The 14,287-nt window shown below is 68.3% G+C and carries 14 protein-coding genes; 5 read left to right on the forward strand and 9 right to left on the reverse strand.

What is annotated here, in order from left to right; all coding sequences use genetic code 11:
- Window positions 1–382: 382 nt before the first annotated feature.
- From KF907_RS14040 to KF907_RS14075, 8 genes are all read right to left on the reverse strand, one after another.
- On the reverse strand, window positions 383–1,717 hold the full coding sequence (locus KF907_RS14040; RefSeq protein ID WP_291221350.1) for an aminodeoxychorismate synthase component I: 1,335 nt from the start codon (window positions 1,715–1,717) through the stop codon (window positions 383–385).
- A gap of 44 nt (window positions 1,718–1,761) precedes the next feature.
- Complete coding sequence (fabF, locus tag KF907_RS14045) at window positions 1,762–3,000, reverse strand: beta-ketoacyl-ACP synthase II (protein WP_291221352.1); 1,239 nt, start codon at window positions 2,998–3,000, stop codon at window positions 1,762–1,764.
- A gap of 163 nt (window positions 3,001–3,163) precedes the next feature.
- Window positions 3,164–3,403 (reverse strand): acyl carrier protein, encoded by a 240-nt coding sequence (gene acpP, locus KF907_RS14050; RefSeq protein ID WP_291221354.1) that lies wholly within the window; start codon window positions 3,401–3,403, stop codon window positions 3,164–3,166.
- A 128-nt stretch (window positions 3,404–3,531) separates the two neighbouring features.
- Entirely contained in the window at window positions 3,532–4,275 is a 744-nt protein-coding gene (fabG, locus tag KF907_RS14055; RefSeq protein WP_291221356.1) for a 3-oxoacyl-ACP reductase FabG, read from the reverse strand.
- Window positions 4,276–4,451: 176 nt separating this feature from the next.
- Complete coding sequence (fabD, locus tag KF907_RS14060) at window positions 4,452–5,393, reverse strand: ACP S-malonyltransferase (RefSeq protein ID WP_291221358.1); 942 nt, start codon at window positions 5,391–5,393, stop codon at window positions 4,452–4,454.
- A gap of 164 nt (window positions 5,394–5,557) precedes the next feature.
- Window positions 5,558–6,523 carry a beta-ketoacyl-ACP synthase III gene (locus KF907_RS14065; RefSeq protein WP_291221360.1) on the reverse strand — a complete coding sequence of 322 codons (966 nt, stop codon included), beginning with the start codon at window positions 6,521–6,523 and terminating at the stop codon, window positions 5,558–5,560.
- 73 nt (window positions 6,524–6,596) lie between these two features.
- Window positions 6,597–6,794 carry a 50S ribosomal protein L32 gene (rpmF, locus tag KF907_RS14070; protein WP_291221362.1) on the reverse strand — a complete coding sequence of 66 codons (198 nt, stop codon included), beginning with the start codon at window positions 6,792–6,794 and terminating at the stop codon, window positions 6,597–6,599.
- 68 nt (window positions 6,795–6,862) lie between these two features.
- Window positions 6,863–7,375 (reverse strand): YceD family protein, encoded by a 513-nt coding sequence (locus KF907_RS14075; protein ID WP_291221364.1) that lies wholly within the window; start codon window positions 7,373–7,375, stop codon window positions 6,863–6,865.
- Window positions 7,376–7,530: 155 nt separating this feature from the next.
- Between KF907_RS14075 and KF907_RS14080 the strand changes: the two genes are divergently transcribed.
- On the forward strand, window positions 7,531–7,956 hold the full coding sequence (locus KF907_RS14080; RefSeq protein WP_291221366.1) for a hypothetical protein: 426 nt from the start codon (window positions 7,531–7,533) through the stop codon (window positions 7,954–7,956).
- Window positions 7,957–8,053: 97 nt separating this feature from the next.
- On the opposite strand, the gene KF907_RS14085 is transcribed toward KF907_RS14080, so the two are convergent.
- On the reverse strand, window positions 8,054–9,685 hold the full coding sequence (locus tag KF907_RS14085) for an ArnT family glycosyltransferase (RefSeq protein ID WP_291221368.1): 1,632 nt from the start codon (window positions 9,683–9,685) through the stop codon (window positions 8,054–8,056).
- A 22-nt stretch (window positions 9,686–9,707) separates the two neighbouring features.
- Between KF907_RS14085 and KF907_RS14090 the strand changes: the two genes are divergently transcribed.
- The 4 genes from KF907_RS14090 to KF907_RS14105 are packed head-to-tail and all read left to right on the forward strand — an operon-like array spanning window position 9,708 to window position 14,200.
- Window positions 9,708–10,667: an AAA family ATPase gene (locus KF907_RS14090; protein ID WP_291221370.1), complete on the forward strand. Its 960-nt coding sequence runs from the start codon at window positions 9,708–9,710 to the stop codon at window positions 10,665–10,667.
- Window positions 10,664–11,647, forward strand: a complete 984-nt coding sequence (locus tag KF907_RS14095; protein ID WP_291221372.1) for a DUF58 domain-containing protein — start codon at window positions 10,664–10,666, stop codon at window positions 11,645–11,647. Before KF907_RS14090 ends, KF907_RS14095 begins: the two co-directional genes overlap by 4 nt.
- The gene (locus KF907_RS14100; protein WP_291221374.1) at window positions 11,634–13,610 is read left to right on the forward strand and encodes a transglutaminase TgpA family protein; all 1,977 of its coding nucleotides are present in this window, start codon (window positions 11,634–11,636) and stop codon (window positions 13,608–13,610) included. Before KF907_RS14095 ends, KF907_RS14100 begins: the two co-directional genes overlap by 14 nt.
- A gap of 26 nt (window positions 13,611–13,636) precedes the next feature.
- Window positions 13,637–14,200 carry a Slp family lipoprotein gene (locus KF907_RS14105; protein WP_291221376.1) on the forward strand — a complete coding sequence of 188 codons (564 nt, stop codon included), beginning with the start codon at window positions 13,637–13,639 and terminating at the stop codon, window positions 14,198–14,200.
- The last annotated feature ends 87 nt before the right edge of the window (window positions 14,201–14,287 follow it).

Genomic DNA, 14,287 nt, shown 5'->3' on the forward strand with positions numbered 1-14,287 from the left:
TTCAGGCGTGATGCCCTGCTCCTGACATCAATGCGCTGTAGGAAACGCCTTCAGGCGTGATGCTTCTTCGTTGGGGGGTTGTACGGAAGGAGCATCGCGGCTGAAGCCGCTTCCTACAGCCGCTTCCTACGGCCGCTTCCTACAGCCGCTTCCTGCGGCCGCTTCCTACGGGCGTTTCCTGCGGGACGGGGCGGCACCGGTTCTGTAGGAAACGCCTTCAGGCGTGATGCTTGCCGGGCATCAACGCGCTGTAGGAAACGCCTTCAGGCGTGATGCTTCTTCGTTGGGGGGTTGTACGGAAGGAGCATCGCGGCTGAAGCCGCTTCCTACAGCCGCTTCCTACAGCCGCTTCCTACAGCCGCTTCCTACAGCCGCATCCTGCTCACCCATCGAGCCCGAGCGCGCGCAGCAGGCCGCGGGCCTTGGCGCGGGTTTCGGCGAGTTCGGCTTCGGCGATCGAGTCGACGACGATGCCGGCGCCGGCACGGAAACGCACGCGGTCGCCGACCTGGGTCAGGGTGCGGATCAGGATGTTGAGGTCGAGGTCGCCGTTGCGGTCGAGGTAGCCGAGCGATCCGGTGTAGGCGCCGCGCGGCGCGCGTTCCAGTTCGGCGATGATCTCCATGCAGCGCACCTTCGGGCAGCCGGTGATCGTGCCGCCCGGAAACACGGCACGGATGACCTGGCCCGGCGTGACGCCTTCGCGCAGGTGCCCGCGCACGTTCGAGACGATGTGATGGACGTGCGCGTAGCTCTCGACCGCCATCAGTTCATCGACCGCGATGCTGCCTGGCACGCAGACGCGGCCGAGATCGTTGCGCTCGAGGTCAATCAGCATGACGTGTTCGGCGCGTTCCTTCGGATGACCGACCAGTTCGAGGATGCGCGCAGCGGTGTCGTCGCCGTCCAGGCGCGGGCGCGTGCCGGCGATCGGCCGCGTCTGCACGGCGCGGCCGCGCGTCTCGACCAGGCGCTCGGGCGAGGAACTCGCCACGGCGAAGCCTTCGTACTGGAAGAAGCCGGCGAACGGCGCTGGATTCGCGCGGCGCAAGGCCGCGTGGATGTCGATCGGCCGCGTGCCGGGCGCCAGCGCGACGCGCCATTCGCGCGAGAGGTTGACCTGGAACACGTCGCCGGCCCGCAGGTACTCGTGGGTGCGCGCGACGCCGTCGAGGAAACGTGCCGGCGCATCCTCGTCGACGCCGACGACGCGCGGCGCAACGGCGTCGAGCGGCGCGCAGGCGGCGAGGTCCGCGACCAGCTTGTCGAGCAGGTCTTCATGGCCGGCTTCGGCGACGAGCACGGTGCGCTGCTCGCGATGATCGAACAGGATCGCCGCCGGGCAGCGCAGGGCGAGCGCGACTGGCAAGGGCGACGGCGCGAGCCGCGAGCGCAGGCGCGGCTCGATCTCGCCGGCCAGTTCGTAGCCGAGATAGAGCAGCCAGCCGCCGTGGAACGGCCAGTCGTCGGGGGATTCACTGCTGCCGCCCGCGGCCGACCATGCCGCATCGAGCGCATCGAGGAACGGCAGGCCAAGCGCGCAACCGTCACCATCGCGCGTCACGCCATCGGCGTCGAGCCGCAAGGTTTCCTGCGGGAAGGCGAACAGGATGTCCCAACGCGCCTGTGGCGTGCCGGTGGCGACGCTTTCGAGCAGGCCCGGATAGCGTGCCGGTTCGGCCGCGGCGAGCGCGGCGAGGTCGTGGCGAGCGGCCATGACACGCGCCGTCGCCATGTCGCCACGTCGATTCGTCGTCGTGTTCAGATGCGCCGGAAGACGAGCGTGCCGTTGGTGCCGCCGAAGCCGAAGCCGTTCGACACGGCGACGTCGATCTTCTTCTCGCGCGCCACGTTCGGCACGTAGTCGAGGTCGCAACCCTCGCCCGGATTCTCGAGGTTGATCGTCGGCGGAATGATGCCGTGGTGCAGGGCGAGGATCGTGAAGATCGCCTCGACACCGCCGGCCGCGCCGAGCAGGTGGCCAGTCATCGACTTGGTCGAGCTGACCATGGTCCTGTAGGCGTGCTCGCCGAGCGCGCGCTTGAGTGCCAGCGTTTCGGCGACGTCGCCGAGTGGCGTCGAGGTGCCGTGCGCGTTGAGGTACTCGACCTGGTCCGGGTTGATACCGGCGTCCTTCATCGCCGCCGCCATGCAACGGGCCGGGCCTTCGCCGCTCTCGCTCGGCGCGGTCATGTGGAAGGCATCGCTGCTGCTGCCGCTGCCGGCCAGTTCGCAATAGATGCGCGCGCCGCGCTTCTTCGCCGATTCGTATTCCTCGAGCACGAGGATGCCGGCGCCGTCGCCGAGCACGAAGCCGTCGCGGTCCTTGTCCCACGGCCGGCTGGCGCGCTGCGGGTCGTCATTGCGCGTCGACATCGCCTTCATCGAGCAGAAGCCGCCGACCGCGGTCGGGACGGTGGCATATTCGGCGCCGCCGGCCACCATGATGTCGGCATCGCCGTACTGGATCAGGCGCATGGCCATGCCGATGCTGTGGTTCGAGGTCGCGCAGGCCGACACCGCAGAGAAGTTCGGCCCCTTGATGCCGGTCATGATCGAAAGGTGCCCGGCGACCATGTTGATGATCGTCGACGGCACGTAGAACGGCGAGATCTTGCGCGGCCCGCCTTCGTGCCAGGCCACCGTGGTCTTCTCGATGCCGGCGATGCCGCCGATGCCGGAGCCGATCAACGCACCGGTGCGCTCGGCATTGGAGTCATCGATGACCAGGCCGGCGTCGGCGATCGCCATCAGTGCTGCGGCGACGCCGTAGTGGATGAAGGAATCCATCTTCTTGACGTCCTTCGCCGGGATCCACAGCGCCGGATCGAAATCGCGCACCTCGCCGGCGATGCGGGTCGGGAACGCCGAGACATCGAAGTTGGTGATCGGCCCGATGCCGCTGCGCCCTGCGACGATATTGCCCCAGGCGGTATTGAGGTCATTGCCGACAGGGCTGACGATGCCGAGGCCGGTGACGACGACGCGACGCTTGCTCATGCTCGGGAATCCACGGGCGGGGAAGCGCAGCCACTACATACGGCGGCGTAGCGTTTCCGGTTCTGGAAATGAAAGCTGCGCCTCGAGGGCGCAGCTGGGCGGAACATCCGGGAACGGGACCGTCGCGGTTCGCCCCGCGTGCAGCCCCGCTCCAACGCCGGCATCAAGACTTGACGTGGGCCTTGACGTAGTCGACGGCCTGCTGGACGGTGGTGATCTTCTCGGCTTCCTCGTCCGGGATCTCGCACTCGAACTCCTCCTCGAGCGCCATCACCAGCTCGACCGTGTCGAGCGAATCGGCGCCCAGATCGTCGACGAACGACGCGCTCGGCGTGACCTCGTCCTCCTTCACGCCCAACTGTTCGATGACGATTTTCTTGACGCGTTCTTCGATAGTGCTCACGAGTTGATCTCCCGAGGGATGCTTGTTCGATATTCGACCACGCGGCAGCGGACAGCGGTCCGGCCACGCGGGGGCGGGGCATTGTAGAGGAAGCCGCCAGAGCAAGCCAGCAAGGGCCGGCCCGCCTTCTAGGCCATGTGCATGCCGCCATTGACATGCAGCGTCTCGCCGGTGATGTAGGCCGCCGCCGGCGAGGCGAGGAAGGCCACCGCCTCGGCGATGTCCTCGGGCGAGCCGAGGCGCTGCAGGGCGATCTGGCCGACCAGCGCGTTGCGCTGCTCCTCCGGCAACGCGCGCGTCATGTCGGTGTCGATGAAACCCGGCGCGACCACGTTGACGGTGACGCCGCGCGAGCCGATCTCGCGCGCCAGCGATTTCGAGAAGCCGACGATGCCGGCCTTGGCCGCCGCGTAGTTGGCCTGGCCGGCGTTGCCGATCGAGCCGATCACCGAGGCGATGCTGATGATGCGGCCTTTGCGCGCCTTCATCATGCCGCGCATCACGGCCTTCGAGGCGCGGTAGACGGAACTGAGATTGGTGTCGAGGATGGCCTGCCAGTCGTCGTCCTTCATGCGCATCAGCAACTGGTCGCGCGTGATGCCGGCATTGTTGACGAGGATCGTCACCGCGCCGAATTCCTTCGTGACGTCCTCGACCAACGCCTCGACCGCGGCGCCGTCACGCACGTCGAGCACGCGCCCTGCCCCACCCTGCGCGGCCAGCCGCTCGCCGATCGCCGCCGCACCGGCCTCGCTCGTCGCCGTGCCAACCACGATCGCACCACGCGCCGCCAGCGCCGCCGCGATCGCCGCGCCGATGCCGCGGCTCGCGCCGGTGACGAGGGCGACTTCGCCCCCCAACACGCCCGTCATTTCGCAATTCTCCAAATACCAGGAATGTCAGATCACGATAGCGCAGTCCGAGCCAAACGAGCCATCGCAAGTTCGCGATCGTATTGACGCATCGCATTGTTGCGCGAGATCCGTCGTGCTTGGGCAACACTCCCCGCGTGCTCGGTGTGTTCCGTGTTTCAGGCTTTTGCGTACGCTCAGGCCCATACCGCTCGGGCGTCTTCGTGTTCCGCCGGCGTGCCGAGCGCACGTGCGTCGAGGCTCTTGTCGATGCGCTTGACCAGGCCGCACAACACCTTGCCGGGACCGCATTCGCCGATGCGCGTGATGCCGGCAGCGGCGAGCGCCTGCACGCAGCCGGTCCAGCGCACCGGCAGGTAGAGCTGGCGCACGAGGGCATCGCGGATCGCATCGACGCCGTGCTCGATGCGCGCGTCGACGTTCTGCACAACCGGGATTTCCGGTGCCTTCCACGCATAGGCCGACATCGCTTCGGCGAGGCGGTTCGCGGCCTCGCGCATCAGCGGCGTGTGCGAGGGCACGCTGACGGCGAGCTTTACCGCCTTGCGCACGCCGTTCTCGGCGAGCTTCGCGATCGCCGCGTCGACGGCGGCAGCATGGCCGCCGATGACGATCTGGCCCGGCGAGTTGTAGTTGGCCGGCACGACGACGTGGTCGCCGGAGACTTCCTCGCAGATGCGCGCGACGAGGTCATCGTCGGCGCCGAGTACGGCGGCCATCGCACCGACGCCGGCCGGCGCGGCGGCCTGCATGGCCTGGCCGCGGATGCGCACAAGATGGGCCGCGTCGCGCAGGGCGAGCGCGCCGGCGGCGACGAGGGCGGTGTATTCGCCGAGGCTGTGCCCGGCCAGCAGCGCCGGACGCGGGCCGTGTTCGGCCTGCCAGGCGCGCCAGGCGGCGATGCCCGCGGCGAGCAGGGCCGGTTGCGTGTATTCGGTGCGGTTGAGCATTTCCTCCGGGCCGGACTGCGACAGGGTCCAGAGGTCGGTGCCGGCACCTTCGGAGGCTTCGTCGAAGGTCGCGCGCACGAGGGCGTGGCGGTCGGCCAGGTCGGCGAGCATGCCGACCGATTGCGAGCCCTGGCCGGGGAAGACGAAAGCAAGGTTGGCTGAACTCATGCGTGGCCTCCAAATGGATTCTGCCGGTGGGTTGGAGACTTCCGGCCTGGGAACGTCCCGATCTTCCCGATCGCGTCTGCAGCCGCTCCCACAAAAGCCACTCCACCGGCTCAGGAGCTCTGCGGGAGCGACTTCAGTTGCGAATCGGCCTTGTCAGGGCGCCTTCAATACTTGAGCAGGGCCGAGGCCCAGGTGAAGCCGCCGCCGAAGGCTTCAAGCAGGATGGTCTGTCCGCGCTGCACGCGGCCCGAGCGCACGGCTTCGTCCAGCGCCAGCGGCACCGAGCCGGACGAGGTGTTGCCGTGGCGGTCGACGGTGACGATGACGCGTTCCATCGGCAGCTTCAGGCGTTTGGCGGTCGCCTCTATGATGCGCAGGTTGGCCTGGTGTGGAATCAGCCAGTCCACTTCCGATTCGTGCATGCCGGCCGCTTCGAGCGTCTCACCGACGATGCGGTCGAGCGTCTTCACGGCCACCTTGAACACCTCGTTGCCGGTCATCATCACGCGCACGCCGTGGTTTGGCTCGTCGCGGAACCCGGCGGAAACGCCGACCGGGTTGTACAGCAGGTGCTTGTAGCCGCCATCGGCGTGCAACTTGGTGGTCAGGATGCCGGGCTCTTCCGAGGCTTCCAGCACGACCGCGCCGGCGCCGTCGCCGAACAGCACGCAGGTGCTGCGGTCGTTCCAGTCGAGCATGCGCGTCAGCGTTTCGGCACCGACGACGAGCGCCTTCTTCGCCTGCCCGCTGCGGATGAAGGCATTGGCGACGCCGAGCGCGTAGACGAAGCCCGAGCAGGCCGCGTTAACGTCGAACGCGGCGCAGCCGTTGGCACCGAGGCGGTGCTGCAGCAGGCAGGCGGTCGACGGGAAGATGATGTCGGGCGTGGTCGTGCCGAGCACGATCAGGTCGATTTCGGCAGCCGCCACGCCGGCCGCCTCGAGTGCGCGCGTGGCGGCGTGGAAGGCGAGGTCGCAGGTCGTCTCGCCATCGGCGGCGACACGGCGCTCGCGGATGCCGGTGCGCGTGCGGATCCACTCGTCGCTGGTCTCGACGCGCTGTTCGAGATCGGCATTGGTGACGATGTTGGCCGGCAGGTAGCTGCCGGTGCCTGCGATGCGTGAATACAAGACGGCCGTCTCCCGGAAAGCGGAAAGCGGCCACCGCCGGGGGCGGAAGCCGCCGCGCAGGATCGAACGGGACTCAGTCCTCGTCGGAGACGACGGCGCCCTTGGTCTCGATGACCTTCTTGCCGCGGTAGTAGCCGTCCTTGGTGACGTGGTGGCGCAGGTGCACCTCGCCCGAGGTCGGGTCGGTCGACAACTGCTTGGCGGTCAGGGCGTCGTGCGAACGACGCATGCCGCGGCGGGACGGGGTTTTGCGACTCTTGGCAACAGCCATGGTGACTCTCCAGGTGGATCGGTGCTTGCGGGCAAGCGGTGGGGTTGGGAAATGGTGCAGGGGCGCCGTCAATGGCGCGGATTCTTCAGTTGGGCCAGCGCGGCGAACGGGTTCGCCGCCGCTTGCGCGGTTTCCGGCAGGCTTGCCAGCACCACGTCCTCGATCGGCGCGCCCGGCCCCAGGGCGACGACGGGCAGCGCAAGTATCAGTTCGTCTTCGATGACATCCTTCAATGCGAGCTGGCCGCCTTCGACCAGCAACGCTTCATACGGTGGCGGCAACCCGGCCTCGTCGGCTTCGTCGGCGATCAGGCCGAGCGCCTGGTCGATCGCGACCGGCAGCATGAAGACGTCGAGCGTGCGCTGGCAGACCAGGGCGACCTCTCCATGCAGCTGCATGCGCAACCAGGCGACGCCGAACTCGTCCGTGCCGAACTCCAATCTGTATTCGATCCCGCCTTCGCCATTGGCGAGCGCTTCGCGCAGGCGCGGCATCGAATCGATGGCCAGCCGCCCCTCGAAGACCCGGCGCGCCTGCACGATGCGCCACGGATCGACACTTTCAGGCAGGGCAGCGGACATGGGCGCGCGATGGTAGGTTCGCCCCCCTGCGATGTCAACCTGAACGCGTGGAAATCCATTGTGCCGGCGCAGGTTTGCATCGTTGTCATGGCCGAATCCGCAGACCGCGTCAGGGGCAAATTGCCGGGGCTGCGCGCATTCGGCAGACTGCCGCCATGATCTACGTGTTCGCCGTCGCCGCTGTCCTCGTTCCGCTCGCCCTCGCCTTCTGGTGGCGCGAGCGCCGCTCGCTCGCGCGTACGCGCACGCTGCGCACCATCCTCGACGAGGCCGACGCACTCGAACGAGAGTTGCAGGACTGCCGGGCGCGCCTGCGCGAGATTCCCGCCCTCGTGCACGGCCTGGCTCCCGGCACGGCACTGTCCGCCCATGCAACCCTGGCTGCCGAACCACAGGTCCAGCAGGCCCTGCACGATCTGCTGCAGCATCGCCTGTGGCTGCGCGAGCACGCCGCGTCCGCTCCGCTGCCGGCCCTGCAGGCGGCCTCGGCAGCACTGGCCGAATCGCGGCGAAAGCTGGCCGTCCAGCTCGTTCGCCTCGCCGAGGTCAGCGAAGAGCTCGCCAGCGCCCGGGCGCGTTGAACATTTCGACAGAGCCACGGCGTAGGAAACAGCTTCAGCCGTGATGCTCTGGTCGTACAACGTCACAAAGAAGGAGCATCACGCCTGAAGGCGTTTCCTACAGGCGCCGGGAACCCGTGGCCGCGAATGGATACGCGCAGCCCGGCGCGCCATGCTGGCCCGGCACAACGCCGGTCAGGAAGGCGATGCGCTTGCGCCCGCCGTAGAGGTCGAGGCGTTCGACCGGTTCGAGCGCGGCGATGCGCGTACACAGGCCGGCCAGCCAGGCCGCACGATCGCGTTCGCGCAGGGCGGTTTCGTCGACGGCAAGCAGGACGCGCGAACCGGCCAGTGCGCGCAGCGCCTGCTCGTCGCGCTGCCACAGCGAAAGCTGCATGGCGCGGCCGTGCCTTGCGTTCAGTGGACTGTCGAGGACGAAAACCGGTCGCTTCCCGCCGAGAGCAAAATCGAGTTCGGCGGCGAGCATGAAGTTGTCGGCGACGAGCACAATGCGCGCCCGGGTGTCGTTGGCGATCAACCGGCGCGCAGCTTCGCCAGCCTCGTTCCAGCCGACGAAACGGTTCGGGAAGACCTTGCCCTGGGCAAGTTTGGTCACAGCCCACGGCTGCGTGGCCGCGGCGAACCAGGCCAGCACGATCACGCCGCCAATCGCGGCCAGCAGACCGCCAGCGATGCCGAGGCCACGGCGCAGGCCCGGCGGCCATGCGCGCATCGCCATCGGCAGCACGGCGATCAGGAACAACCAGGCCTGCAGGGGCCAGTGCACGCGGAAGCGTTCGCTGTCGGCGAACAGGCCGAGCACGAACCAGGCAAGCAGGGTCGCACCAGCGATCGAAGCAATCAGATCCCAGGGCGCGCCTTCGTGGCGACGTCGCCAGGACGACACCAGGGCAGCGAGCAGGGCCGCAAACAGCACGGGCGTAACCACCAGCGCCTGCTCGAGCGGCTGTACGAGCGCATCGGCGTGGAAGGCCCAGGGATGGCGCTCGACGAACTGGAAGCCGAGGCCACGCCAGGCATGCGTGACGTTGAACACGAGCAGCGGCAACAGGCCGAGCGCCGAAATCGCCAGCGCGAGCCACACGCCGACACGCCTCCATTGAGCCCGCCCACGCGGCATGACCACGAAGAACACCAGCCCTGCAGCGAGCAGCATGGCCGCGCGGTAGTGCGCCAGCCAGGCCAACGCGAGGGCGAAGCCAACCAGACTCCAGGCACGCACCGATCCACTGCGCAAGGCACGATCGAGCGCGAGCAGCGCAAGCAGCGCAGCCCAAGTCAGCGGCACGTCTGGCAGCGCGAGCACGCCGAGCGTACCGGCTAGCGGCATCGCCAGCGTCCACAGGCCGGCCTGCCAGCCTGCGCGTGCGTCGAAACAGGAGCGCACGAAGACGACCACCATCCAGGGCAGCGCAGCGCCAAGCACGAGGAACATCGAACGCATGCCCAGTGGTGAATGGCCGAACAGCGCTTCGCCGGCGGCGATCAGCCAGGCGGTGAGGCCCGGCACGTCGCTGTAGGTCCAGGCGAGGTGGCGGCTCTCCTGCCAGTAGAAGGCTTCGTCGACGAACGGTGGCAGGGTCGCCGCGATCCACACCTTGGCGATGCCGATGAGCAGGAATGCGGCAGCGAACAGGCGATCCCAGGGCCGCGCATCGTGCCTGCGCGCGGACCCGCTCGCGGCCGCTACACTGGTCGCTCCCCGCGCCGCGATTGCGCCTTGATCCATTCCAACGAACCCCTTGCCGACGATGCCCGATACTCCGACGACGCCACCCAACCTGCTCCTGCCCGCCCTGCGCCAGGCGCTCGCGCGCGGTATCGACCAGGTCAACACGGTTCTGCTCGGCAAACCGCGCGAAGTGCGTCTCGCATTCGTCAGCCTGCTCGCCGGTGGCCACCTGCTGATCGAGGACCTGCCCGGCGTCGGCAAGACCACGCTCGCACATGCCCTGGCGGTGACGCTCGGCCTGGACTTCCAGCGGGTGCAGTTCACCAGTGACCTGCTGCCGTCCGACATTATCGGGGTCAGCATCTACGCGCGCGAGCCCGGCGAGTTCCGCTTCCATCCTGGCCCACTGTTCACGCAATTGCTGCTGGCGGACGAAATCAACCGCGCTTCACCAAAGACACAGAGTGCCCTGCTCGAGGCCATGGCCGAGGGCCAGGTCACCGTCGACGGGAGTACACACGCGCTGCCGGCGCCGTTCTTCGTCGTCGCCACGCAGAATCCGGTCGACTTCGCCGGCACGTTCCCGTTGCCCGATTCGCAACTCGACCGTTTCATGCTGCGCATGAGTCTCGGTTATCCGGACCGCGCGGCCGAGTGCGCGATGCTCGCGGCCATCGACCGCCACCGATTGCTCGAAACACTGACCCCATGCCTGTCGCCGGGGGACGTCGCCGCGCTGCGTACGGCGACCACGCGCGTGCTCGTCAGCACCGCCCTGGTCGAGTATGTGCAGCGCCTGCTCGAAACGAGCCGTGCGCACGGAGAGATCCGCGTCGGCCTGTCTCCGCGAGCCGGTCTCGCCCTGCTCGCCGCAGCGCGGGCGCATGCGCTGATCGCCGACCGCGCCTACGTGCTGCCCGAGGATGTACAGGCGGTGTTCCCGTTCGTCGCCGCGCACCGCCTGACACCGGGCTCGAATGCACGCCGCGGCCGTGACGAACTCGCAGTGGCCGTGCTCGAAGCCACGCCGGTCGGATGAACACCACCGCGGCACGCATTTCGCTGCGCCAGCGGCTGCTGGCTGTGGCCGAACGCCGTCTGCCGGCATTGACGCGCCTGCGTGCCGCCGAGGCCGTTCCGATCACCCTGCACCGCGGGCGCATCTACGTGCTGCCGAGCAGGTTCGGCATCGCCTTTGCGACCCTGCTCATGGTCATGCTGGTCGGCGCACTCAATTATTCGAACAACCCTGCCCTGCTGTTGACCTGCGTGCTCGCCGCCGCGGCCTGGATGAGCCTGTTCGTCGGCTTCCGCACGCTCGCCGGTCTGCAGCTGATCGGCGTCAGCGCCGGGGAATGCCATGCCGACGCCAGCGTCGAATTGCACCTGCGTTTCGACACCGGCACGCGCATCCGACCACACCTGCGCCTGCGCCGCGAAACGGCCGAAACCGCGTTCGCCCTGTCCGCCGGCTCCGTGTCCGCCGTCGGCCTGACGGTGCCAACCGGGCAGCGCGGCTGGCTCGCGGTCGGGCGCATCCGCCTGTGGACGACGCAGCCGCTCGGCTTGTTCACGATCTGGAGCTGGCTGCACCCCGATGTGCGCGTGCTGGTCTATCCGGCCATCGAACAGCCGACGCCGGCCTTCCCGGAAGGTGATGGCGGCCATGGTCAGCAGGCAACCAGGGGCGGCGACGAGTACGCCGGCCTGCGCGACTACCGCGCCGGCGACCCACCGCGCCGGATCGCCTGGAAGGCCTCGGCCCGCGGCGACACGCTGCGCGTGCGCGAGGATGAGCACCTGGTCGACCGCAGTCTCGTGTTCGATTACGACGCCGTGCCTCTCACCGATACCGAGGCACGCATCCGCCGCCTCGCCGCCTGGGTGCTGGCGGCTGAGTCGGCCGGGCGCAGCTATGCGCTCCTGACACCGCAGCAGACCATCGGCCCTGGTCTCGGCACACACCATTGCACGGCCTGCCTGCGCGCCCTCGCATTGTTGCCGCATGCGTCTGACTGAGCGCCAGTTCGACTTCACCAGCCTTTCCGCGCTGGCTGCCGTGGCCGCGCACCTCGGGCACCTGCCGGTGTGGCTCGGTCTGGCATTCGTCACCATCGTGCCCCTGCGTTGGTACGGACGACGTCGTGGTGCCGGCATCGTGCCGGCCTGGCTGCGCGTGCCGCTGGTATTCGTGCTGGTCGCTGCCGTAGTCCTGCAATACGGCAACATCTTCGGCCGTGACGCGGGCAGCGCCCTCGGCTGTGGCCTGTTGACGCTCAAACTGCTCGAAACCGACCGCTTGCGTGACGCGCGCGCCGTTCTCGGCTTTTCCGCCTTCGTGCTCATGAGCGCGCTGCTGTTCACACAGACGCTCGCGTTCACCGCCCTGTTGTGCGTGGTCGTGGTCGTGCTGCTCGCCTCGCTCAACGCGCTCGAACCGGCACCGACCGATCCCGCGCATCCGTGGCGCGAGCGCCTGCGTGCAGGCACCCTGATCGCCATGCTTGGCCTGCCGCTGGCCGCGGCCTCTTTCCTGTTCATCCCGCGCCTGGCCACGCCACTGTGGGGCGCACCGGGCTTCGATGCCGAGGCCCGTACGGGCTTGAGCGACCGCATGGCGCCTGGCTCGATGACCGACCTGCTCATCGACGACAGCCCGGCCTTGCGCGTCACTTTCGACGGCGCAGTGCCGGCGCCGGCCGAGCGCTATTTCCGCGCGATCGTGCTGTGGGATTTCGACGGGCATGCCTGGACGCGCGATGGTGCCTGGGGGCGCGTGAGCACCGAAACCGTCGATATCGAGGGTACGCCGGTCGCTCACGAAATCTCCCTGGAGCCGACCGACCGGCCGTGGCTGGTCGCGCTCGACGTGCCGCTGGCCGGCCCCGACGGCGTGCGCATGACCAGCGACCGCAGCCTGGTCAGCCCGATGCGCGGGCCGCCACCGCGACACTACCGGGTGGAATCGGCGACCCGCTATCGCCTGGCCTCGTCGTTGACCGACTTCGAGCGCCGTCGCGCCCTGCGCCTGCCAGCCGACTTCAATCCGCGCACGCACGAACTGGCCGCGCGTTGGCGTGCCGAAGGCGCCGACGATGTGGCCGTCATGCGCAAGTCGCTCGAACTGTTCCGCGACGAGTTCACCTACACCTTGTCGGCACCGCTGCTCGGTCGCGATACGGTCGATGATTTCCTGTTCTCGACCAAGGCTGGCTTTTGCGAGCACTACAGCTCCGCCTTCGTGTATCTCATGCGCGCCGCCGGCATCCCCGCCCGCGTCGTCATCGGTTATCAAGGCGGGTGGCACAACACGCTCGGCAATTATCTGCTCGTACGCAATTCCGACGCACATGCCTGGGCCGAAATCTGGCTGCACAGGCGCGGCTGGGTGCGCGTCGATCCAACCGCCGCGGTCAGTCCGGATCGCGTGCAGCGCGGCACCGGCGGTGGCTCGGGCGGAGCCACGGCCGGCGAATGGTGGCGCAACCTGCGCAACCACCTCGACGTCGTCAATCGTCTGTGGACGCAGACGATCGTGCAGTTCAACGCGATGCGTCAGCAGAGCTTGCTGACGCCGTTCGGCATCGACAAGGCCAGTCGCAGGGATCTTGTCCTTGCACTGGCCACGCTGGTCGGCCTGGTGCTGGCTGGCGCCACCCTGTGGGTAATCCGTTCCGGACGCCGCCGTGTCAGCGACCCGCTCGACGAGGCCTGGAAAACCCTGCGCTCGAAAGCCGCGCGCGCCGGCATCACCGATCTTGCCGCCGAGGGCCCGCTTGATTACCGCGCGCGTCTCGTCGCCGCACATGTCGATGCCGCGGCCCGCCTGGTCGACGATTTCATCGAACTGCGCTACGCGCATGTCGAACCGCCGGCTGAACGGGTGCTTGCGTTCGTCGACGCAGTGAAGCAATTGCGCTTGCCGCGCACGCCTCGAAAGGACGAACATCAGCGACGGAACGTGGCTCCGCCGCGTCCATGAGAACCGAAGTCTCGCGGAGAAGCACCATGTACAAGTCCCTGCTCCCGTTGCCGCTGGCCCTGCTTCTTGGCGCCTGCGCCACGACGCCGCAACCGATCGCCGGCGAATTCACCGCTGTCACGCCGGCGCAGAGCGTCGCCAGCGGCCGCACCGGCGAGCGCGTGCGCTGGGGCGGCGTGATCATCCGGGTCGAACCGCGCGCCGACTCGACCTGTTTCGAAGTGCTCGGCCGCGAACTCGACTCGCAATCGCGCCCGCGTCCACGCGATCGCAGCGAAGGCCGCTTCATCGCCTGCCGCGCCGGTTTCTACGATCCGGAAGTGTTCGTGCGCGGTCGCGAGCTGACCGTCACCGGAACCGTCACCGGCAGCGAGCGCGGCAAGGTCGGCGAATACGAATACACCTATGCGCATGTCGCCGCCGACGCGATCCATCTGTGGCCGAAGCGCCCGGTCGTTGTCGAACAGCGTTACTGGGGTCCCGATCCATTCTGGGGTCCGGGCTGGGGGCCGTACTGGGGTCACGGCTGGTGGGGTCCACCGCCGGTAGTCATCGTCAAACCACGTCCGCAGCCACAACCGAAGCCTTGATCGGGGTCCATCGTCAGGGGCGATGCTCTCGCCTACGGGCACCACGAAAAACATCGCCCGTGAACGGGCTCCTGCGCGTGGGGCAGG

It is taken from the genome of Dokdonella sp., from assembly GCF_019634775.1.
In the GTDB taxonomy this organism is placed as follows: Bacteria; Pseudomonadota; Gammaproteobacteria; order Xanthomonadales; family Rhodanobacteraceae; genus Dokdonella.